Annotated in this window: 18 protein-coding genes and 1 other annotated feature (1 of these 19 running past the window's edge); of the genes, 17 read left to right on the forward strand and 1 reads right to left on the reverse strand. The window is 51.3% G+C overall.

The genetic code is table 11. The features are described from left to right. Positions 1 to 109: a binding site (T-box leader), on the forward strand; it begins 111 nt to the left of the window's first position. A gap of 53 nt (positions 110 to 162) precedes the next feature. From ileS to EAT1B_RS14605, 15 genes are all read left to right on the forward strand, one after another. After that, positions 163 to 2,889, forward strand: coding sequence for an isoleucine--tRNA ligase (gene ileS / locus EAT1B_RS14535; RefSeq protein WP_015881320.1), 2,727 nt, complete (start codon positions 163 to 165; stop codon positions 2,887 to 2,889). Between the two features lie 57 nt (positions 2,890 to 2,946). Continuing rightward, positions 2,947 to 3,420 carry a signal peptidase II gene (lspA, locus tag EAT1B_RS14540; RefSeq protein WP_015881321.1) on the forward strand — a complete coding sequence of 158 codons (474 nt, stop codon included), beginning with the start codon at positions 2,947 to 2,949 and terminating at the stop codon, positions 3,418 to 3,420. Then, the gene (locus tag EAT1B_RS14545; RefSeq protein ID WP_015881322.1) at positions 3,420 to 4,331 is read left to right on the forward strand and encodes an RluA family pseudouridine synthase; all 912 of its coding nucleotides are present in this window, start codon (positions 3,420 to 3,422) and stop codon (positions 4,329 to 4,331) included. Before lspA ends, EAT1B_RS14545 begins: the two co-directional genes overlap by 1 nt. Before the next feature lie 154 nt (positions 4,332 to 4,485). Continuing rightward, a complete protein-coding gene (pyrR, locus tag EAT1B_RS14550) occupies positions 4,486 to 5,064 on the forward strand; it encodes a bifunctional pyr operon transcriptional regulator/uracil phosphoribosyltransferase PyrR (RefSeq protein ID WP_251024823.1) in 579 nt (192 codons plus the stop codon). Between the two features lie 48 nt (positions 5,065 to 5,112). Next, entirely contained in the window at positions 5,113 to 6,417 is a 1,305-nt protein-coding gene (locus tag EAT1B_RS14555; RefSeq protein WP_015881324.1) for a uracil-xanthine permease family protein, read from the forward strand. 129 nt (positions 6,418 to 6,546) lie between these two features. Continuing rightward, positions 6,547 to 7,461 carry an aspartate carbamoyltransferase catalytic subunit gene (locus tag EAT1B_RS14560; protein ID WP_015881325.1) on the forward strand — a complete coding sequence of 305 codons (915 nt, stop codon included), beginning with the start codon at positions 6,547 to 6,549 and terminating at the stop codon, positions 7,459 to 7,461. Then, a complete protein-coding gene (locus EAT1B_RS14565; protein ID WP_015881326.1) occupies positions 7,458 to 8,738 on the forward strand; it encodes a dihydroorotase in 1,281 nt (426 codons plus the stop codon). Before EAT1B_RS14560 ends, EAT1B_RS14565 begins: the two co-directional genes overlap by 4 nt. Continuing rightward, positions 8,716 to 9,798, forward strand: coding sequence for a carbamoyl phosphate synthase small subunit (locus tag EAT1B_RS14570; protein WP_015881327.1), 1,083 nt, complete (start codon positions 8,716 to 8,718; stop codon positions 9,796 to 9,798). Before EAT1B_RS14565 ends, EAT1B_RS14570 begins: the two co-directional genes overlap by 23 nt. A gap of 1 nt (position 9,799) precedes the next feature. After that, positions 9,800 to 13,003: a carbamoyl-phosphate synthase large subunit gene (carB, locus tag EAT1B_RS14575; RefSeq protein ID WP_015881328.1), complete on the forward strand. Its 3,204-nt coding sequence runs from the start codon at positions 9,800 to 9,802 to the stop codon at positions 13,001 to 13,003. Beyond that, on the forward strand, positions 13,000 to 13,719 hold the full coding sequence (locus EAT1B_RS14580) for a dihydroorotate dehydrogenase electron transfer subunit (RefSeq protein ID WP_015881329.1): 720 nt from the start codon (positions 13,000 to 13,002) through the stop codon (positions 13,717 to 13,719). The genes carB and EAT1B_RS14580 overlap by 4 nt, the downstream gene beginning before the upstream one ends. Further along, positions 13,716 to 14,642, forward strand: a complete 927-nt coding sequence (locus tag EAT1B_RS14585) for a dihydroorotate dehydrogenase (protein WP_015881330.1) — start codon at positions 13,716 to 13,718, stop codon at positions 14,640 to 14,642. The genes EAT1B_RS14580 and EAT1B_RS14585 overlap by 4 nt, the downstream gene beginning before the upstream one ends. Then, entirely contained in the window at positions 14,617 to 15,321 is a 705-nt protein-coding gene (pyrF, locus tag EAT1B_RS14590; RefSeq protein ID WP_015881331.1) for an orotidine-5'-phosphate decarboxylase, read from the forward strand. Before EAT1B_RS14585 ends, pyrF begins: the two co-directional genes overlap by 26 nt. Continuing rightward, positions 15,305 to 15,931: an orotate phosphoribosyltransferase gene (pyrE, locus tag EAT1B_RS14595; RefSeq protein ID WP_015881332.1), complete on the forward strand. Its 627-nt coding sequence runs from the start codon at positions 15,305 to 15,307 to the stop codon at positions 15,929 to 15,931. Before pyrF ends, pyrE begins: the two co-directional genes overlap by 17 nt. Positions 15,932 to 16,020: 89 nt before the next feature. Further along, positions 16,021 to 16,851 (forward strand): hypothetical protein, encoded by an 831-nt coding sequence (locus tag EAT1B_RS14600; RefSeq protein ID WP_015881333.1) that lies wholly within the window; start codon positions 16,021 to 16,023, stop codon positions 16,849 to 16,851. After that, complete coding sequence (locus tag EAT1B_RS14605; protein WP_015881334.1) at positions 16,848 to 17,786, forward strand: aromatic acid exporter family protein; 939 nt, start codon at positions 16,848 to 16,850, stop codon at positions 17,784 to 17,786. The genes EAT1B_RS14600 and EAT1B_RS14605 overlap by 4 nt, the downstream gene beginning before the upstream one ends. Before the next feature lie 48 nt (positions 17,787 to 17,834). Here the strand turns inward: EAT1B_RS14605 and EAT1B_RS14610 are convergent, their stop codons facing one another. Continuing rightward, positions 17,835 to 19,526, reverse strand: a complete 1,692-nt coding sequence (locus tag EAT1B_RS14610) for an NFACT family protein (RefSeq protein ID WP_041918002.1) — start codon at positions 19,524 to 19,526, stop codon at positions 17,835 to 17,837. A 131-nt stretch (positions 19,527 to 19,657) separates the two neighbouring features. Between EAT1B_RS14610 and gmk the strand changes: the two genes are divergently transcribed. Both gmk and rpoZ read left to right on the forward strand, forming a co-directional pair. After that, positions 19,658 to 20,305 (forward strand): guanylate kinase, encoded by a 648-nt coding sequence (gmk, locus tag EAT1B_RS14615; protein ID WP_031421596.1) that lies wholly within the window; start codon positions 19,658 to 19,660, stop codon positions 20,303 to 20,305. After that, positions 20,305 to 20,514, forward strand: a complete 210-nt coding sequence (gene rpoZ / locus EAT1B_RS14620) for a DNA-directed RNA polymerase subunit omega (RefSeq protein WP_015881337.1) — start codon at positions 20,305 to 20,307, stop codon at positions 20,512 to 20,514. Before gmk ends, rpoZ begins: the two co-directional genes overlap by 1 nt. Positions 20,515 to 20,538 lie beyond the last annotated feature (24 nt).

A 20,538-nucleotide genomic window follows, 5' to 3' on the forward strand; every position in this document is an offset into this window, starting at 1 on the left:
TGAACCAGAGTAAGCGTGACCGCCTGACCTCGTTATCGGTTACCGAGAGCGGTCTCATGAGAGTGAGACTAGTAGGGTGGTACCGCGAGTCAACCAACTCGTCCCTATCAGGGATGGGTTGGTTTTTTTTGTTTTCTAAAAAATGTTGATGGAGGAGTTTCGATGAACTACAAAGACACGCTATTAATGCCAAACACAGAATTCGCGATGCGTGGGAATTTACCAAAACGCGAACCGGCGATGCAAACGGAATGGGAAGATATGGACCTTTACAACAAGGTACAAGAAAAAAATGCTGGGAAACCACAATATATCTTACATGATGGACCTCCATATGCGAACGGCGACATACACATGGGACACGCGATGAACAAAGTATTGAAAGACATCATCGTTCGTTTCAAAGGGATGAACGGCTACCAGTCTCCAATGATTCCAGGATGGGACACGCACGGTCTTCCAATCGAGAACGCTCTTCAAAAAGCAGGCGTCAATCGTAAGGAAATGACGGTTGCGGAATTCCGCGAAAAGTGTGCAGAGTATGCGATGGAGCAAGTGAACTCGCAACGCGAGCAATTCAAACGTCTCGGTCTTCTCGCAGACTTTGAGAATCCATACATCACGCTCCTTCCTGAGTACGAGGCGGCGCAGATTCGCTTGTTCGGGTCGATGGCTGAGAAGGGTTACATCTACAAAGGGAAAAAACCAGTCTACTGGTCGCCGTCTTCTGAATCGGCACTCGCGGAAGCAGAGATTGAATATTACGATAAAAAATCACCAGCCATCTACGTGGCGTTCCGTGTCGTGGACGGTAAAGATACGTTGACGTCAGATGATCACTTCGTCATCTGGACGACAACGCCTTGGACAATCCCGGCGAACCTTGGGATTGCGGTGAGTGACGAGTTGACTTACACGCGTATCGAACATGAAGGAAAAGGCTATATCGTTGCGGAAACGCTCGTCGAAGAAGTGACGGCAGCGCTCGGGTGGACGGATTACACGGTGAGCGGGTCTTGGAACGGACGTGATTTCGAGTACATGACGGCTCAACATCCATTGTATGACCGGACGTCACTCGTCATCCTCGGCGACCACGTCACTGCGGATGCGACTGGACTCGTTCATACAGCACCTGGACACGGGGAAGACGACTATCGTGTCGGACAGGCTTACGGATTAGACGTCCTTTGCCCGGTGGATGACCGTGGCTACATGACAGACGAAGCCCCTGGTTTCGAAGGTCTCTTCTACGAAGATGCGAACAAACAAATCGGTATGAAACTTGAAGAGAATGGCTACTTGCTCAACTTGAAGTTCATCAAACACTCGTACCCGCATGACTGGCGTACGAAGAAGCCGGTCATCTTCCGTGCGACGCCACAATGGTTCGCATCGATCAAAGATTTCCGTGAAGACATGCTCCGTGAAATCGAGGAAGTGAACTGGGTCCCTGAATGGGGAATGACACGTCTTTACAACATGGTCCGTGACCGTGGAGACTGGGTCATCAGTCGTCAGCGTGCTTGGGGTGTTCCAATCCCAATCTTCTATGCGGAAGATGGAACGGAAATCATCACGAACGAGACGATCGACCACATCGCGAACTTGTTCCGTGAGCACGGGTCGAACGTTTGGTATGAGCGTGAAGCGAAAGACCTTCTTCCTGCAGGGTTCACTCACCCGAACAGCCCGAACGGAGAGTTCCGTAAAGAACTCGACATCATGGACGTCTGGTTCGATTCAGGTTCTTCACACGCTGGTGTATTAGAAGAACGCGAAAACCTTCGTCGTCCGGCAGACCTTTATCTTGAAGGATCGGACCAATATCGTGGTTGGTTCAACTCATCACTCTCGACTGCCGTTGCGACGACTGGGAAAGCACCGTACCGGAACGTCTTGAGTCACGGATTCGTCCTCGATGGGGACGGACGCAAAATGTCGAAATCGCTCGGTAACACGATTGCACCGAACGACCTCGTGAAGCAGTACGGCGCCGAAATCGTACGCCTCTGGGTCGCATCCGTCGACTATCAGTCTGACGTACGCGCGTCACACGATAACTTCAAACAAGTGTCAGAAGTTTACCGGAAGATGCGTAACACGATCCGCTTCTTACTCGGGAACTTGAACGGGTTCGAGCCATCGATGCGTGTCGCATTCGACGATATGCCGGAAGCGGACCGTTTCATGGCGACGAAGCTCAAACAACTGCAGACAAAAGTTGTCAAAGCATATGATGAGTTCGACTTTATGGCCGTGTACCACCTCGTTCATAACTTCTGTGTCAACGAGTTGTCTTCGTTCTACCTCGACTTCACAAAAGATATCCTGTATATCGAACGTGAAGACGATCTCCGTCGTCGTGCCGTTCAGACGGTCATGTACGATGCCGTCGTCCTCTTGACGAAACTATTGGCTCCAATCCTTCCACACACTGCCGATGAGGCATGGAAAGAAGTGCCTGGTAAGTCGGAAGCAAGCATCTTCTTGACGGATTTAGAAGAAGTAGCTACATTGACTGCTGACGAACAAGCGTTGCTTGAGAAATGGTCGAAATTCCTCGTCTTCCGTGACGATGTCCTCAAAGCGATCGAAATCGCACGTGGCGAGAAGTTGATCGGGAAACCGCTCGAGGCGAAGTTGATTCTCGCACCAAAAGCAGAGACTGCCGACTTGTTGAACACGATCGACAACGTCAGCCAACTGCTTCAAGTATCGCAAGTGGAGTGGGCTGAGACGGCAGACGTCGATTATGCGACGACGAAAATCACAGTCATGAAAGCAGATGGAGCCGCTTGTGCACGTTGTTGGACATACTCGACAGAGCTTGGACAAAACGAAGAGCATCCAGAGCTTTGCCCGCGCTGTGCATCAGTAATCGGTTAAGACGAACCGGAGTGGCGTCCCCACTCCGGTTTCTTAACGGCTTGAAAGGAGACGCATATGAAACGATATTATGGATTGGCGCTCATCTTGATTTTGATCGATCAACTCACAAAATGGGTGGTCGTTCAGACGATGACAATTGGTCAATCGATTGAAGTCATCCCGAACTTGTTATATTGGACGTCCTACCGCAACAAAGGAGCGGCTTGGGGGATGTTAGAAGGACAGATGGCGTTCTTCTTTATCATCACCATCCTCGTCGTTGCCGGACTCGTTTACTTCTTGCACAAAGAAGTGAACGGCTATCAGCTCCTCGGATATAGTGTCGGATTACTGTTGGCCGGTGCCATCGGTAACTTTATCGATCGCTTGTTCCGGGGCGAAGTCGTCGACTTTGTCGATACGTATCCGTTCGGATACAACTTCCCGATCTTTAACGTGGCCGATATGGCACTCACATTCGGTGTCATCTTGATGGTCATCGGGATTTTATTTGAAGAAAAATTACACAAAGAAAGGGGACAATCGTAATGGAATCGTATACTTTTGTCGCCGATGAAAAGGCAAGGATTGATAAGTGGGTCAGTGACCGTGGTGAATGGTCACGCTCGCAAGTACAGGAATGGATCAAGACGGGGGCCCTCCTCGTCAACGGTAGTGCCGTGAAAGCGAACTACAAGCTTCAAGTGGGGGATGAAGTAGAAGTGAATGTGCCGGAAGCGGTCGAACTCGAAGTGTTGCCTGAAGACATTCCGCTCGAGATCGTCTTTGAAGATGAAGACGTCATCGTCGTCAACAAGGCACGCGGGATGGTCGTTCACCCTGCAGCCGGTCACACGTCAGGGACGCTCGTCAATGCGCTACTTTATCATTGTGATGACCTCTCGGGCATCAACGGAGTCAAACGTCCCGGAATCGTCCATCGGATTGATAAGGACACGACGGGTCTTCTCATGGTCGCTAAAAATGACTTGGCTCATGAGTCGCTCGCGAGCCAGTTGAAAGACAAGACCATCAAACGGGAGTATATCGCACTCGTCCATGGTGAACTCGTTCACGAACTCGGAACGATTGAAGCTCCGATCGGTCGTGATACGAATGATCGTCAGCGTATGACCGTGACGGACCGGAACGCAAAAGAAGCCGTGACACACTTCCGTTTACTCGAACGTTATAAAGATTTCACGCTCGTGGAGTGTAAATTAGAGACGGGACGCACGCACCAGATCCGTGTACACATGCGTTATATCGGTCATCCGCTCGCCGGTGACCCGAAATATGGTCCACGCCGCACGATTGATTTAGGCGGTCAAGCGCTCCATGCAGCAACGCTCGGGTTCCACCATCCTCGTACGAAAGAATGGATGGAGTTTGAGGCCCCATTACCAGAAGACTTCAATGCGGAACTCGCAAAATTGGATAAAATCGAGAAAACTCGTTGACTTCTGTCACGTTCCGATTTATAGTCTAGGAAGCATAACACCTTTAAACCCAGTCCAGAGAGGCTGTGAAAGGATTGTGACCGCGGTCACATGTACGTCAATTCAACCCCGGCAGTCGTATGCCGTTTTTGATGAAGACTCCCTTTCCAGCCGGATGAGGGAGTCTTCTTTTTTACTGAAGTTTGGAAGGAGGAATCACGTGAAACAATCAGTCATTTTAGATGAGTCAGCCATCCGTCGTGCCTTGACCCGAATCGCACACGAGATTATCGAGCGAAACAAAGGAATCGATGACGTCGTCCTCGTCGGAATCAAGACGAGAGGCGAGACGCTCGCTGACCGACTCGCTCGCCGAATCGAGGAGATTGAAGGCAAGCCGGTCGCACTCGGCAATCTCGATATCACGCTTTACCGGGATGACTTATCGAAGAAGTCGTTAGACCCTGAAGTCAAAGCGACAGAGCTACCCCATGATATCAATGGAAAGACGGTCGTCCTCGTCGACGACGTCCTCTATACCGGTCGAACAGTTCGTGCCGCAATGGACGCGCTTGTCGACCATGGTCGTCCGGATTATATCCAACTCGCTGTCTTGATTGACCGAGGCCATCGGGAACTCCCGATTCGACCAGATTTTATCGGAAAGAACGTTCCGACGTCCAAGTCCGAGCAAGTCGTTGTCCGACTCAGTGAAGTCGACACGGCGGATGAAGTCACGATCCATCAGCAATAAACGCATACCTTTAAGGTGGTCCAGAGAGGCCAGGAAGGAGAATTCAATATGAAACAACCTGTTCTACACATCCACGAGCGTCCAGCTCACTTTCCACAATGGCTATTATTCAGCCTTCAACACGTCTTCGCCATGTTCGGAGCGACGATTTTAGTCCCGATTTTGACAGGATTAAATACATCGGTCGCTCTCGTCGCTTCCGGCGTGGCCACGCTCTCATTCTTAGCGATTACACGCTTCAAAGTCCCAACATACTTAGGTTCAAGTTTTGCCTACATCGCCCCAATCATAGCGGTCAGCCAGCAATGGGGTGTCGAAGCCGCACTCTTCGGCGGAATCGTCGCCGGGTCTGTATACGGGGTCGTTTCCTTGATCATCTATAAGACGGGCGTCAACTGGTTGCTCCGATTGCTCCCACCGGTCGTCGTCGGACCGGTCATCATGGTCATCGGACTCTCGCTCGCACCGGTCGCCATCGACATGTCGATGAATCAAGATGGTGCCTATAACGGAACGTTCATGACGATTGCCCTGCTTACACTTGGAATCACGATGCTCGCCATGACGAAGCTGAAAGGCGTTTGGGGTGCCGTCCCGATCCTCTTTGGAATCGTTGGAGGATACGCAGTCGCAGCCGCATTTGGCATCATCGATTACTCGCCGATTCAACAAGCCAGCCTGTTCCAACTTCCTGACTTCACGATGGTGTTCGTCGACTACATGCCGATGTGGCAAGTCGGGGCCCTTCTCGCCATCGTTCCGGTCGCGCTCGTCACGATGACGGAGCACATCGGAGATCAAATGGTCACGTCGAAAATCATCGGACGAGAGACGATGAAAGACCCAGGTCTCCATCGCACGCTACTCGGAGACGGAGTAGGAAAAGCCGTTGCCTCTGCACTCGGTGGACCACCATGTACGACTTACGGTGAGAACAACGGCGTCATGGCCATCACACGAGTCTACAGTGTCTACGTCATCGCTGGCGCAGCACTCATGGCCATCAGCTTCGGATTCCTCGGTCACATTGAAGCGTTCATCTCGACCATCCCGAACCCGGTCAAAGGTGGAATCTCGATCCTCTTGTTCGGTGTCATCGCGTCGAACGGATTACGGACGATGGTGGAGAGCAAAGTCGACTTGGCAGAAAAGCGCAACTTGATTATCTCATCGGTCATCCTCGTCATCGGACTCGGTGGTGCGATGGTTCAAATCGGGAGCTTCCCGGTACAAGGCATGGCGCTTGCGACGGTCGTCGGTATTTTGTTGAACGCGATCTTACCGCATGAAGAAGACGATACAGCAGTCGAAGTCAACACAACTGAAGAAACGAAACAAGCAAGTAACTTTTAATTCGATCCCGTGAGGTCGGCAAAGTGAAGGCTCGTTTATTTGGGTGTACCCTGCCCAGATAAAGGCGTCCCTTCACATCGGTGAAGAGGCGCCTTTTCTCTTTGCCTCTAATAAAAGGAGGAGACGAACATGAATACGATGCAAACAAACGTGAAACCGGTCAAACACTTCGTCAGTTTGGACACACTTTCCCTTGAGGAGATCATGAGCATGATTGAAGAATCATTGCGCTACAAGCAAGGTGACCTCCCCCCACTATTTGATGGGAAAACGGTCGCAAACCTGTTCTTTGAAAACTCGACGCGTACGAAAAATTCGTTTCAAATGGCCGAGCGCCACTTGAACATGCAAGAGATTCCGTTCGATGTGACGACGTCATCGGTCACGAAAGGGGAGACGCTCTACGATACGTGTAAAACGCTCGAAGCCATCGGCGTGGACGCGCTCGTCATTCGACATCCGGAAGCAGGCTATTATCACGAACTTGTGGAGAAGTTGAATATCCCAGTGTTGAACGGAGGGGACGGGAGCGGGGAACATCCATCCCAATCATTGCTCGATCTCGTCACCATCTTTGAAGAGTTCGGAACGTTCCAAGGATTGAACGTCGCCATCTGTGGTGACCTCGTCCATAGTCGGGTCGCCCGCTCGAACGCAAGCGTCTTGAAGCGCCTCGGAGCAAACGTGGTCGGTTGTAGTCCTGCCTCTTGGTGGGATGACTCGATGGGGCTAGAGCGAAAAGAACTCGATGACATCCTAGGCGAATGTGACGTCATCATGTTGCTCCGTGTACAACACGAGCGCCATATCATGGGAGACGTCTTCTCGAAAGAAGCGTATCACACACAGTTCGGTTTGACGGTCGAACGCGTTGAGCGAATGAAAGCAGGCGCCATCATCATGCACCCGGCTCCGGTCAATCGGGATGTAGAGATTGCCGGAAGTCTGATCGAACATGAACGGTCACGCATCTTCCCACAAATGAAGAATGGGGTGTACGCCCGGATGAGCATCTTAAATCGAGCATTAGGAGGACAACAATGATACTTCAAAACGCGACATGGTATGACAAGGGAACGAAGCGCACGACAAACATTCACGTGAAAGACGGAAAGATCGAATCACTCGACTATAAAGGGGAGACCGCGGGACGAGAAATCCTCGATGCGACAGGTTATCTGCTCGCACCAGGACTCGTCGATGTCCACGTCCACTTGCGTGAACCAGGTGGCGAGGCGAAAGAGACGATTCGGACGGGAACGATGGCTGCCGCGGCAGGCGGGTTCACGACCATCTGCTCGATGCCGAACACGAGACCGGTTCCAGACAATCGCGAAACAATGGACGTCCTCCTTCAAAAAATCGAACAAGACGCGGTCGTACGCGTCCTGCCTTACGCCGCTATCACGAAACGACAGCTCGGTGAAGAACAGGTCGACATGGAATCGCTCGCAGATGCCTTCGCCTTTACGGATGACGGGGTCGGTGTCCAATCGGCGGCGATGATGCGACAAGCCATGCGTGAAGCGAAACGATTGAACAAAGCAGTCGTCGCCCACTGTGAGGACAATACGTTGAAGGCCGGATCGGTCCACGAGGGCAAATTCAGTGAGGCGCATGGCATTCAAGGAATTCCGAGCCTTGCGGAGAGCATCCATATCGCTCGCGACGTGTTGATCGCTGAAGAGACTGGATGTCATTATCATGTCTGTCACGTCTCATCCCGCCAATCGGTTCGTGTCATTCGGGATGCGAAACGAGCCGGCATTCACGTGACTGCAGAAGTGACGCCGCATCATCTCGTCTTGAGTGAGGATGATATTCCGGGACTCGATGCAAACTTCAAGATGAATCCACCGCTACGAAGTGAGGATGATCGACAGGCCCTCCTTGAGGGATTATTTGACGGGACGATCGATATGATCGCGACGGACCATGCTCCCCATACAGCAGAAGAAAAGGCACAAGGGATAGAGCGGGCTCCGTTTGGGATTACCGGTTTCGAGACGGCTCTTCCACTTCTCTACACGACATTCGTGAAGACAGGCATCATGGAGGAGTATCAGTTGCTCGACTGGATGACGAAACGTCCGAGCGACGTATTCGGTTTATCAAGAGGGGAACTGAAAGTTGGGACGGATGCGGACCTGATTCTCATCGATACGGAAACGTTTCGGACGGTCGATCCTACGACATTTTATTCAAAAGGAAAGAATACACCGTTCGCAGGGGAAAAGCTTGTCGGATGGCCGGTCATGACGATGGTCGGTGGCGAAATTGTATATAAGGGGCGATTTGATGAAACGAACATTATGGCTTGAAGATGGAATGAAATTTGTCGGTAAAGGATTCGGGGCACCGGCTGATACGATGGGGGAAGTCGTCTTCCAGACAGGAATGACAGGATACCAAGAAATCTTATCGGATCCATCATACTGCGACCAAATGATTGTACTGACGAACCCATTGATCGGGAACTATGGCGTCAATCGTGAGGATTTTGAAACGACGATTCCGATGGCAAAAGCGTTGATTGTAAAAGAAGTATGCGATACGCCTTCGAACTTCCGTTCAACGGCGACACTCGATGCGACACTCACCCGCTTCGGCATTCCGGGGCTCTCGGATATCGATACACGGATGTTGACACGTCATTTACGAGCGAAAGGGGTCATGCGCGGTGTCCTCATCGATGGAGAGTTGACGTGGGACGAGGTACGGGTCCGCTTTGATGAAGAATCGCCGAACGATCAAGTCGCACGCGTATCGACGAAGCGGACATATGTGAGTACGGGAACCGGCCCTCGCATCGCTTTGATCGACTTCGGGGCGAAACTTGGAATCATGCGCGAGTTGATGAAACGAGATTGTGAGGTCGTCGTCTTCCCGCACGATGTGACGGCAGAGGACGTATTACGGTATGAGCCGGACGGTATCATGTTGTCAAATGGACCAGGAGATCCGAAAGACGTTCCGACCGCACTGCCGCTCATCGAGCAATTGATGCCGACGACACCGATGTTCGGAATTTGTCTCGGTCACCAGCTGATTGCTCTCGCAAACGGTGCGAACACCTTCAAGCTTCCGTTCGGACATCGTGGCGCGAATCATCCGGTGCTCGAGCTTGAGACTGGTGCCGTGACCATCACTTCTCAAAACCATGGATATGCGGTTGAGGAAACGTCACTGCTCGATACACCGCTCATCGTCACACACCGTGCGGTCAATGACGGAACGATCGAAGGGGTAAGACATCTCCATCACCCGACCTTCTCGGTACAGTATCATCCGGAGGCAGCACCGGGACCGTTTGACGCCAACGACTTATTTGACCGATTCATGCAACTCGTACAAGAAAACAAACAGAAAGTAGGAATTTGACATGCCAAAACGACCAGATATTCAGAAAATCCTCGTAATCGGATCAGGACCGATTGTAATCGGACAAGCAGCGGAGTTTGATTATGCTGGTACACAGGCATGTCTTGCCTTGAAAGAAGAAGGCTACGAAGTCATCCTCGTCAACTCGAATCCGGCCACCATCATGACGGATCCGACGACGGCGGACCGTGTCTATATCGAACCGCTCGAACCAGAATTCGTCGAGCGAATCATCCGGCAGGAACGTCCGGATGCACTCCTTGCCACGCTTGGCGGGCAGACAGGTTTGAACTTGGCTTTTGAACTCGACAAGCGGGGCGTCTTGCGAGATTGTGGCGTGGAGCTACTCGGGACGAAACTGTCTGCAATCGTTCAAGCGGAAGACCGGGAACAGTTCCGTAACTTGATGTTCGAACTTGGTCACGGCGTACCTGAAAGTGAGATCGTCCATACGCTCGAGTCTGCTTGGGGATTTGCGGAACGGATCGGGTACCCGATCATCATCCGACCTGCGTACACGCTCGGGGGAACCGGTGGCGGGATTGCCCATGACCGGGAATCGTTCGAGCAAATCGTTGAATCTGGATTAAAGGCGAGTCCTGTGACGCAAGTCTTGCTCGAGAAATCGATTGCCGGGATGAAAGAAGTCGAGTTCGAGGTCATGCGTGACTCGAGTGACCAAGCCATCATCGTCTGTGCGATGGAAAACTTTGATCCGGTCGGAGTCCACACCGGTGACTCCATCGTATTCGCCCCTACGCAGACGCTGTCAGATCGGGATTATCAGATGCTTCGGAGCGTCTCGCTCGATATCATTCGGGCACTCGGAATCGAGGGTGGATGTAACATCCAATTCGCACTCGACCCAGACAGTTTCACGTACTACGTCATCGAAGTGAATCCACGTGTTTCACGGAGTTCAGCGCTCGCATCAAAAGCGACAGGCTATCCGATTGCCAAGCTTGCTGCGAAAGTCGCTGTCGGTTACAAGTTGTCAGAACTAAAAAACCCGGTCACCGAGACGAGCTACGCCTCGTTCGAACCGGCGCTCGATTACGTCGTCGCTAAAATCCCACGCTTCGCCTTCGATAAGTTTGAGTCCGCGGATCGCCGCTTAGGCACACAAATGAAGGCGACGGGTGAGGTCATGGCCATCGGTCGGAATTTAGAAGAGGCTTTGCTAAAAGCCGTTCGCTCGCTCGAGCTGGGGATGGAAGAACTCCACCTTCCACAACTTTCTGCATTAGACACAGAACAGCTCGAGCATGGACTCATTCATCCGACAGACGAGCGTCTGTTCATCGTCTATGAGGCCCTTCGTCGCGGATACTCGGTAGAAACGCTACACCAACTGACAAAAATCGATCGATTCTACTTACAGAAATTAAACCGGATCTGGCAAGCTGAGCAACAACTGATTAAGGAACCGTTGACATCAGAACGTCTGCTGGAGGTGAAACGTCTAGGGTTCAGTGATGTGGCAATCGCGCGTATGCTGTCGATGGATACGGAAGCGGTTCGCACGAAACGGAAAGAATGGAACATTCGTCCCGTCTATAAGATGGTCGATACGTGCGCAGCCGAGTTCGCATCGGAGACACCGTACTTCTACGGGACGTATGAAGTGGAGAACGAAGCGGTGAAGACAGACCGGGAGTCCATCCTCGTCCTCGGATCAGGTCCGATTCGAATCGGACAAGGTGTCGAGTTCGACTATGCGACCGTCCACTCGATCGATACGATTCGCGATGCTGGATACGAAGCCATCATCATCAACAACAACCCGGAAACGGTCTCGACGGACTTCTCCATCTCCGATCGGTTGTACTTCGAGCCGTTGACGACAGAAGACGTGTTGGAGGTCATCGAGAACGAGAACCCGCTAGGTGTCATCGTCCAATTCGGTGGACAGACTGCCATCAACTTGGCGGCATCGCTAGAAGCGAACGGCGTGAAAATTCTTGGGACGACCCTCGAAGATATCGACCGTGCCGAAGACCGGAAGGCGTTCGAAGCCACATTGTCAGCGGAACGATTGGCTCAACCACCTGGGAAGACGGCGACAAATGTGGAAGAGGCCGTCGCTTGTGCGAACGAGCTCGGCTATCCGGTACTCGTCCGACCATCGTACGTGCTCGGCGGACGAGCGATGGAAATCGTATATGAACAGTCTGAGCTTGAGCGGTACATGCGACATGCGGTCATCGCCTCAAAAGATCGACCGGTTCTCATCGATCGCTACTTAACGGGGATTGAGATTGAAGTCGATGCCATCTGTGACGGGACGGACGTCTATATCCCGGGGATCATGGAGCATATCGAACGTGCCGGCGTACACTCAGGTGATTCGATTGCCGTCTATCCGCCGCAACGACTCAGTGAAGAACTGAAACAAAAAGTCGTCGATTATACGATCAAGTTGGCGAAAGCGTTCCGCATCAAAGGTCTGCTCAACATCCAGTTCGTCTATGCGGATGACTTGTATGTCATCGAGGTGAACCCACGTGCGAGCCGGACGGTCCCATTCATCTCGAAAGTGACGGGGTTACCGGTCGCACGAATTGCTACGCAAACGATTCTTGGGACGAGTTTGAAAGAACTCGGTCTTGGGACAGGCATTCATCCTGAGTCGGACAGTATCTCGGTCAAAGTACCGGTCTTCTCGTTCGCGAAATTGAAAGAAGTAGACCCATCGCTCGGACCTGAGATGAAGTCGACAGGGGAGGTCATGGCGACAGATCGCACGCTCGAAAAAGCACTCTATAAAGGGCTTGTCGCAGCAGGGATGAACATCGCCTTGAAAGGGAACGTGCTCATGACGATTGCCGACCATGACAAGGATGAGGCCATCGCCTTGGCGAAACGTTTCGACCGCCTCGGTTTCCGACTCATGGCAACGAGTGGGACGGCTGATTGTCTCGAAGCGGAACAGATGCGTGTTCGTCGAGTCGGGAAAATTCAAGAAGATGGTGAGACGATGCTCAGTGTGATCGAGCGAGGAGACGTCGACTTGATCATCAATACAACGAGTCGCGACGCACTCGTCACGAAAGACGGGTTCTTGATTCGAAGAACGGCCGCCGAGCAGGGCACGCTTTGCCTTACCTCGCTCGATACAGTCGAAGCGTTGTTACAAGTCATTGAAAGCCTGTCGTTCCAAACGGTCAGCATCCCGGCATTCACAACGTTCGGGGTGATGGTATGAGACATGACGTGACGATTGTCAGCAATCGACAAATCGCCAAAGCGACGATGGAAATGAAAGTCCGTTGCCCTGGGGTGGAAATCGCCCCTGGGACGTTCTTTCATATCAAGACGTCCGGTCTGTTACGTCGACCGTTATCGGTGGCGAACGTCGAGGGGGACGAAATTACATTCTTATATAAAGTGATTGGGGAAGGGACAACTGAGCTATCGGGGAAACGCGTCGGGGACACACTAGACGTCCTTGGTCCGCTCGGGAACGGTTTCCCCCTAGCGCAACATGGAAAGCGGGTCGTCCTGGTCGGAGGAGGAATTGGGGTCCCACCTCTTTACTACGTCAGACGCCGACTCCATGAGATGGGGATTGAAACGATTGCAATTCTCGGGTTTGATTCAAAAGAAAGCGTCTTTTATGAAGATGCTTTTCGTGAACTGGGGGAGACGATCATCACGACAGTAGACGGTAGTCACGGGGAGTCTGGCTTTGTCACTGGCCCCCTCGCACGCATCGAGGCGGATGTCTTGCTCAGCTGTGGTCCGGAAGCGATGTTAAAGGCAGTCGCCACTTCGCCCATTCCTGAACGATATCTCTCAATCGAGAATCGGATGGGTTGTGGCATCGGTGCTTGTTTTGCCTGTGTCTGTCAAGCACCGGGGGGCTATGTGAAAGTCTGTAGTGACGGTCCGGTATTCAATGCGGAAGAGGTGCTGTTATGAGATTGAATGTCGAGTTACCAGGTCTTCGTTTAAAAAACCCAATTATTCCGGCTTCCGGATGTTTCGGATTTGGAGAAGAATTCGCGAAACTGTATGACCTCTCCATCTTAGGAGGCATCATGATCAAAGCAGCGACGGAGGAATCGAGATTCGGAAATCCGACCCCACGTGTCGCCGAGACGGCACAGGGCATGCTCAACGCGATCGGACTTCAAAATCCAGGTGTCGATGCGATCATCGAAGAAAAATTACCATTCCTCTCAACGTTCGACACGGAGATCATCGCCAACGTTGCCGGTTCGACGCCAGATGAATACGTGGAAGTCGCCCGTCGAATCAGCGCCGACCCGACGATTAAAGCCATCGAATTGAACATCTCATGCCCGAACGTGAAATGTGGGGGCATGCAGTTCGGGACGGACCCGGTAATGGCCGCAGAACTCACGCGACTCGTCAAAGCGGCTTCGAGTAAGCCGGTCTATGTCAAACTGTCTCCGAACGTCACGTCGATCACGGACATGGCGCGAGCTGTCGAGGCGGCCGGCGCGGACGGCTTGACGATGATCAACACACTCGTTGGGATGCGAATCGATATCGAGACAGGACGACCGATTTTAGCGAACCGAATCGGTGGGTTATCTGGTCCGGCCATCAAACCGGTGGCGGTCCGGATGGTATATGAAGTCGCGCAAGCGGTCAACATACCGATTATCGCTATGGGCGGGGTTCGCACGGTCGACGATGTGCTTGAGTTCATTTACGCCGGGGCGTCTGCCGTTGCTGTTGGGACGGCAAACTTTGAAAATCCATACGTCTGCCAGGAAATCATCGAAGCGTTACCGGCACGACTCGATTTACTCGGAATCGAACATATTTTGGATGTGAGGGGGAAGGCCTATGCGCAACTTGTATCTCGCCCTTGACGTGGAAACGCGGGACGAAGCGTTTCATTTGTTGAAACGATTTTCAAACCGACCGGCTGTTAAAGTCGGGATGGAACTCTTTTATCGGGAAGGCGCACGCTTTGTCGAAGAATTGGTCGACGGGGGGTATCCGGTCTTTCTCGATGTGAAAGTACACGATATCCCGGAGACGGCACGCCGTACGATGAGACAAATCGGAAAACTCGGGGTGGCTGTGACGAATGTCCACACATTAGGTGGCGAAAAGATGATGCGCTATGCGTTAGACGGGTTACGCCAAGAGAATGATACGACTCGATTGATTGGGGTCACACAGTTGACGTCGACAGATGAGCGCATGATGCAGATAGAGCTCGGGATTGCCGGACGACTCGACCAAGCCGTTCTCAGACAAGCGACACTTGCGAAGCAGGCGGGACTTGACGGAGTGGTCGCATCCGTTCAGGAAGCGAAAGCGATTCATCAGAAACTCGGGGACACGTTCATGACGGTCACGCCGGGCATCCGACTCGGTGGAACCGAGGATGATCAAGTCCGTATCGCGACGCCGCATGAAGCGAGACTGGCGGGTGTTCACTCAATCGTCGTCGGTCGACCGATTACACGTGCGACTGATCCGATGGCCATGTACGACCAATTTATGAAGGAATGGGGACAAATGAATGAAACAAATCGCTGAGGCACTTTTACAGATTGAAGCCGTCACACTATCACCGACTGAGCCGTATACATGGTCGAGCGGATTGAAGAGTCCAATCTACTGCGACAATCGACTTACACTCAGTTTTCCGAATGTGCGTCAAGTCATTGTCGATGGATTGGTGAAGTCAGTGAATCCGACTGAAGTCGATGTGATTGCAGGGACGGCCACGGCAGGGATCCCTCACGGGGCATTGCTCGCTGACCGACTCGGTCTCCCGTTCATTTATGTCCGGTCGAGTGCAAAAGGGCATGGGAAAGGTAATCAAATTGAAGGGAAACTCGAGGCAGGCGCTCGAGTGCTCGTCATCGAGGATTTATTGTCGACAGGGATGTCGAGTATCGATGCTGCCCAAGCGATACGTGAGGCGGGCGGTGAAGTCACTCGAATTCAAGCCATCTTCTCGTACGGATTACCAGTTCTCGAGAAGAATCTAGCCGATGCAAATCTGTCGGCGACGTCGTTGACGACGTTCTCAGAATTAATTGAAGTGGCCGAAAATACGGGCGTCCTCAACCGTTCGGAGCTCGATTCGCTTCGTGACTGGCAAGAAGACCCTCGTGCCTGGAGCGACCTCGTCACCTCTTAAGAATCCACCTTCGGGCGGATTCTTTTTCGATTCGGCATATGTCATACTTCATGGTAAAATAACGGAAGTGATTCGAAAAGGAGAGGCATATGGCGTATTCAAGAAGCAAAGAGAAGACATGGAACGCACGATTTCGTGCAATTCCAAAACATCGTAAAATCGCCTTCGGTCTCGTCTTGACCATCATCCCAGCGCTCTTTTTTGTGAATTTATTTGTATTCAGTCATCTATTAGCGCTAGGAGACCAGTATGAAGACCGATATCAAATGAAGAAATTGCGACTCGAAACAGACCATGGGAACGTGGAATTTGTTCGTAGTCCAAATGAAAAGGTACAGATTGAAGTGATGCAGACCAATTCGAAAGAACGCCGCATCAAAGTCAAATCAGTCGGGGACACGATCTACGTCGTCGAGCGATATGGCTGGTTCAGCTATTTCGGAAGTCGAGCGAGCGATGAACCGTCGCGCTATAAGATTAAAGTCGCTTTGCCGAGTTCGATGACATCGGTTCATCTAGGAGCGGAGCAGGTGACAGGACAAGGATTGAATGCGAAGACGATTGTCATGGATGTGAATGCCGTCAATTTGAAACAGATTGATAGTGATCGACTGCGGATTGAATCGAAAAGCGATACGACCATCGAATCGGCACGACTTGTGACCGGTGACATTCGGTCCTATCGTCATGCGACTGTCAGCGATGTCGTCGTCAATCAAGCGATGACCATCCAGACGGAAGCCGGGACGCTCAGTTACGCGCCGAAACATGCGACAGGACAAGTGAACGTGACGACGACTGGAAAAGTCTCGAGTAGTGACCGTTACGAAGAAGTCGAGCCCGGTGTGTATCAATTGTCGACATCGAATCGACCGGTGGTGGAACTGATTTCTGAGACAGGGAAGGTCGAACTGAAATGAATGGAAAACGATACATCCCGAAAGTCGGGTTACGTACGTTAAAAACCGGAATCGCCGTCGCCATCACCGTCGCCATCTCGTGGTATATCTTCGGGATCTATTCAGGGATGGGGGCCATCGCAGCAGTCGTGGCGATGCAACCGACCGTCAAGCGGTCATCTAAAATCGTGTTCAGTCGTATATTCGGAACGGTCGTCGGTCTTATGTGTGGACTTTTCATCGTCTATTTGTTCGGTGTCAATCCGCTCTCAATCGGATTAGCCGTCATCGTCTCGCTCACACTCAACACGACGTTCGATAAGACCCATATGTCGACGTATGCAGCGTTTGCCATCGTCATGATGCTCGAAAGTCCCACTTCGGATTTCTTTCATTATGCGTGGACCCGTTCGTTATTGACGGCGGTCGGTGTGTTCGTTTCACTCGGTGTCAATTACGCATTCATGCCACCTCGATATGAGGACCGATTGTTGAACGAGGTACGTAAGACTTCTTCTTATCTGTTCCATCATTGGCGAGAGCTCGTCGGTTCCCCGGCAGAACTGCTCGAGACGCGAGCCCGCATCCTTGGCCATCAAGAGCTTCATATGATGCTCCAAGAGGATATGAAAGTGACGAACGTCAAATTGAAGCATATGACAATCAAACAGTACCGATTGTTGATTCACCTTGAAGACAAGCTGGTCTTGTTGCTAGAGAGTCTCGCCGAGCATCGAGAAGCCTTCCTTTTGATGAGTGAGGAAGAGCGACAGGCGTTTGAGTCTGAGTTCTTATACTTACTGGCACACCATCACGACATTCTTTATACATGTGACAAGCCCTATTCACTCTTCAAACTTCCACATGAAGATTTATCCGTTTCAGAAATTTTACACGGGCATTTGCTCGACTATCATGAACAGCTCGAGGCGTTCAAGCATGATCCGAAAACGTGAACCCTCTACACGTAGAAGACCCGCCATCACGATGGCGGGTCTTCATGTTCACGATTGTTTCAATGACTTCATCAATTGCTCATCCGGTGTCACGTAGACGGTCTGTTGATCCGTGTAGATGACGAACCCGGGTTTCGCACCGCTCGGTTTTTTCACGAAGCGAGCGCGTGTGTAATCGACAGGTACGCCACTTGATGCACGTGCCTTCGAGAAGTAGGCGGCGACTGATGCGGCTTCTAGTAATGTCGTCTCGTCTGGTTCCGTCGAGCGGATAATCACGTGAGACCCAGGAATATCTTTGACATGAAGCCAAATCTCGTCACGTCGTGCGAACTTGAACGTCAGATGGTCGTTTTGCGTATTGTTCTTCCCGACAAAGAACTCCGTTCCGGTCGAGGACGTATACGCTTCAAGCGAAATCTTCGGATTCGCTTTTTTCTTTTGACGTTTTTGACGGATGTAGCCTTCTTCTGCAAGCTCCTCGCGAATCTCAAGAAGGTCGGACGGGGACGCGACGTCAAGTTGGGCGATAAGCGTCTCTAAATATTCGATTTCTGCATCGTTCAGCTCGATCTGTTTCTTCACTTCCACTTTTGCGACTTTTAATTTGTTGTATTTCTTATAATATTGCTGCGCATTCTCATTCGGTGTTTTTAGCGGGTCGAGTGGAATGGAGAGGATTGCACCGTTCTCGTCATAATAATCGACGACTTCGGCGACGCGCATCCCTTTCTCGAGTTGGAATAAATACGTCGTCAACAACTCGCCGTATTTTTGTAACTCATCTGCCCGTTCCGTCGCTTTCAAATCATCCAAAAGGCGGCGGCGTTTTAATTGATTCTTTTCGAGTTCTGATTTCAAGAGCCGTTCCACATCGTGTGCTTGTTGTCTCACACGGTCACGGTTCGCTTTTTCATAGTAGAAACGGTCGAGCACTTCTTTACTCGATTCATACGTTTCCTCGGATTCGATGTCCCCGGCTGTCAACGCAATCGGAGCGAACCGTTCTTTACCGTTCGCAAGTTGTTGGAAAACGTAGGGTCCATCGAGTTGACGAAGAACGTTCTCAAACGCTTGTTGTAAGGAGTCGCGATTCGGCGTTTTTGCGAGATGAACGACTTCCTGTGCGATTTGCGGACTGACGCCGGCGAACGTGGCGACAATCTGTTTGTCGAGCTTGCCGGCGTTCCAATCGATTCGTTTCAATCCTTCTGTCATCTCCGTCAATGGGTCGAACTTGTGTTGTTCCGGCGGAAGGAGATAGTCACTACCCGGCATGATGGTCCGATACGTGTTTTGGGAAGGCGGGAGATGCTTGATGGCATCTAATATTTTGCCTTCTTCCGTCGTCAAGACGACGTTCGAGTGGCGTCCCATCAATTCGATGTATACTTTCTTCGATTCTTCATCGCCGAGCTCGTTACGAGAGCGGACCGAAATGACGATGACACGGTCTCGTCCGATTTGTTCGACCGCCGTGATGAATCCACCTTCCACATGTTTGCGGAGCATCATGCAAAACATCGGCGGTTCTTGCGGGTTTTTTATTGGTGTATCCGTCAATTGAAGACGGGCATACATTGCGTTTGCTGATATCAAAAGTTGCGCGTTCTGACGATTCGAGCGAATTTGAAGCATCAAATCGAGCGAATACGGTTGATGTACCTTATTGATTCGCCCTCCGACGAGCGATTGTAATTCTTGTACGACACGATATGTCATTAATCCATCATAAGCCAATGATCTCATCACCTTTGTTCATTTTCTGTCTCTACGTTATCAGAAAAACAGAAAATATGGTACGATGGAGTAGGAAATCCGAACTTCTTCTTGCCGGGACAATTGATTGACTGCTATTATAATTAAATGTGATGTTAGAAGATGGAGGGCTTGCAGTGAATTTTAAAGAACGAGGTTTATTAATCGTTTTGTCTGGACCGAGCGGTGTCGGAAAAGGGACCGTTTGCCGTGCTCTTCGAGAGGAAGAGGACAACAACCTTCAATATTCGGTGTCGGCGACGACCCGGAAACCACGTGAAGGGGAAGTTGAAGGGGTGCATTACTTCTTCAAATCGAGAGAAGAGTTCGAACGGATGATCGAACAAAAAGAACTGCTTGAACATGCCGAATTTGTCGGTAACTATTACGGGACGCCTGTAGAGTGGGTGCGTGAAACGCTCGAAAGCGGCCAAGATGTCATTCTTGAAATTGAGGTGCAAGGGGCGTTCCAAGTGAAGGAACTTCTCCCGGAAGCCGTCTTTTTATTCTTGGCACCACCAAGCCTTCAAGAACTTCGCAATCGTCTGATTGGACGAGGCACGGAGTCAGAAGAAGTCATTAAGCAACGCCTGCTCGTCGCGCGTGAAGAAATCGAGTTGATGGACGCCTACGATTATGTCGTCACGAACGACGAGGTCGACAAAGCCATCGATCGAATTAAAGCGATCGTGACAGCTGAGCATTGTAAACGTGAACGTGTTGCGTCACTCTATAAAAAAGCCATGATGGAGGTCATTTAATGTTATACCCTTCGATTGATGCCTTACAACGTACTATCCCGTCAAAATACACGATCGTTACGGTCGCTGCGAAACGGGCGCGTCAGATTCAAGATGGAAAAGCACCGAAAGTCGCCGAGCCAAAATCATATAAGCCGGTCGGTCAAGCGTTAGAAGAACTATTTTCGGGTGATACGACAATCATCGTGAACGAAAAAAACAACGGATGAAGTGTGACCCAAGTCGTTTGCGAC

It is taken from the genome of Exiguobacterium sp. AT1b, assembly GCF_000023045.1.
Classification (GTDB): domain Bacteria; phylum Bacillota; class Bacilli; order Exiguobacteriales; family Exiguobacteriaceae; genus Exiguobacterium.

Excerpts from the sequence above, each read along its gene's own strand:
- ileS (WP_015881320.1), top strand. The coding sequence starts at position 163 with ATGAACTACAAAGACACGCTATTAATGCCAAACACAGAATTCGCGATG.
- rpoZ (WP_015881337.1), top strand. The coding sequence starts at position 20,305 with ATGTTATACCCTTCGATTGATGCCTTACAACGTACTATCCCGTCAAAA.
- EAT1B_RS14600 (WP_015881333.1), top strand. The coding sequence starts at position 16,021 with ATGGCGTATTCAAGAAGCAAAGAGAAGACATGGAACGCACGATTTCGT.
- EAT1B_RS14555 (WP_015881324.1), top strand. The coding sequence starts at position 5,113 with ATGAAACAACCTGTTCTACACATCCACGAGCGTCCAGCTCACTTTCCA.
- lspA (WP_015881321.1), top strand. The coding sequence starts at position 2,947 with ATGAAACGATATTATGGATTGGCGCTCATCTTGATTTTGATCGATCAA.
- EAT1B_RS14605 (WP_015881334.1), top strand. The coding sequence starts at position 16,848 with ATGAATGGAAAACGATACATCCCGAAAGTCGGGTTACGTACGTTAAAA.
- EAT1B_RS14560 (WP_015881325.1), top strand. The coding sequence starts at position 6,547 with ATGAATACGATGCAAACAAACGTGAAACCGGTCAAACACTTCGTCAGT.
- EAT1B_RS14580 (WP_015881329.1), top strand. The coding sequence starts at position 13,000 with ATGAGACATGACGTGACGATTGTCAGCAATCGACAAATCGCCAAAGCG.
- EAT1B_RS14585 (WP_015881330.1), top strand. The coding sequence starts at position 13,716 with ATGAGATTGAATGTCGAGTTACCAGGTCTTCGTTTAAAAAACCCAATT.
- gmk (WP_031421596.1), top strand. The coding sequence starts at position 19,658 with ATGTTAGAAGATGGAGGGCTTGCAGTGAATTTTAAAGAACGAGGTTTA.
- EAT1B_RS14565 (WP_015881326.1), top strand. The coding sequence starts at position 7,458 with ATGATACTTCAAAACGCGACATGGTATGACAAGGGAACGAAGCGCACG.
- EAT1B_RS14545 (WP_015881322.1), top strand. The coding sequence starts at position 3,420 with ATGGAATCGTATACTTTTGTCGCCGATGAAAAGGCAAGGATTGATAAG.
- carB (WP_015881328.1), top strand. The coding sequence starts at position 9,800 with ATGCCAAAACGACCAGATATTCAGAAAATCCTCGTAATCGGATCAGGA.
- pyrF (WP_015881331.1), top strand. The coding sequence starts at position 14,617 with ATGCGCAACTTGTATCTCGCCCTTGACGTGGAAACGCGGGACGAAGCG.
- EAT1B_RS14570 (WP_015881327.1), top strand. The coding sequence starts at position 8,716 with ATGAAACGAACATTATGGCTTGAAGATGGAATGAAATTTGTCGGTAAA.
- pyrR (WP_251024823.1), top strand. The coding sequence starts at position 4,486 with ATGAGGGAGTCTTCTTTTTTACTGAAGTTTGGAAGGAGGAATCACGTG.
- pyrE (WP_015881332.1), top strand. The coding sequence starts at position 15,305 with ATGAAACAAATCGCTGAGGCACTTTTACAGATTGAAGCCGTCACACTA.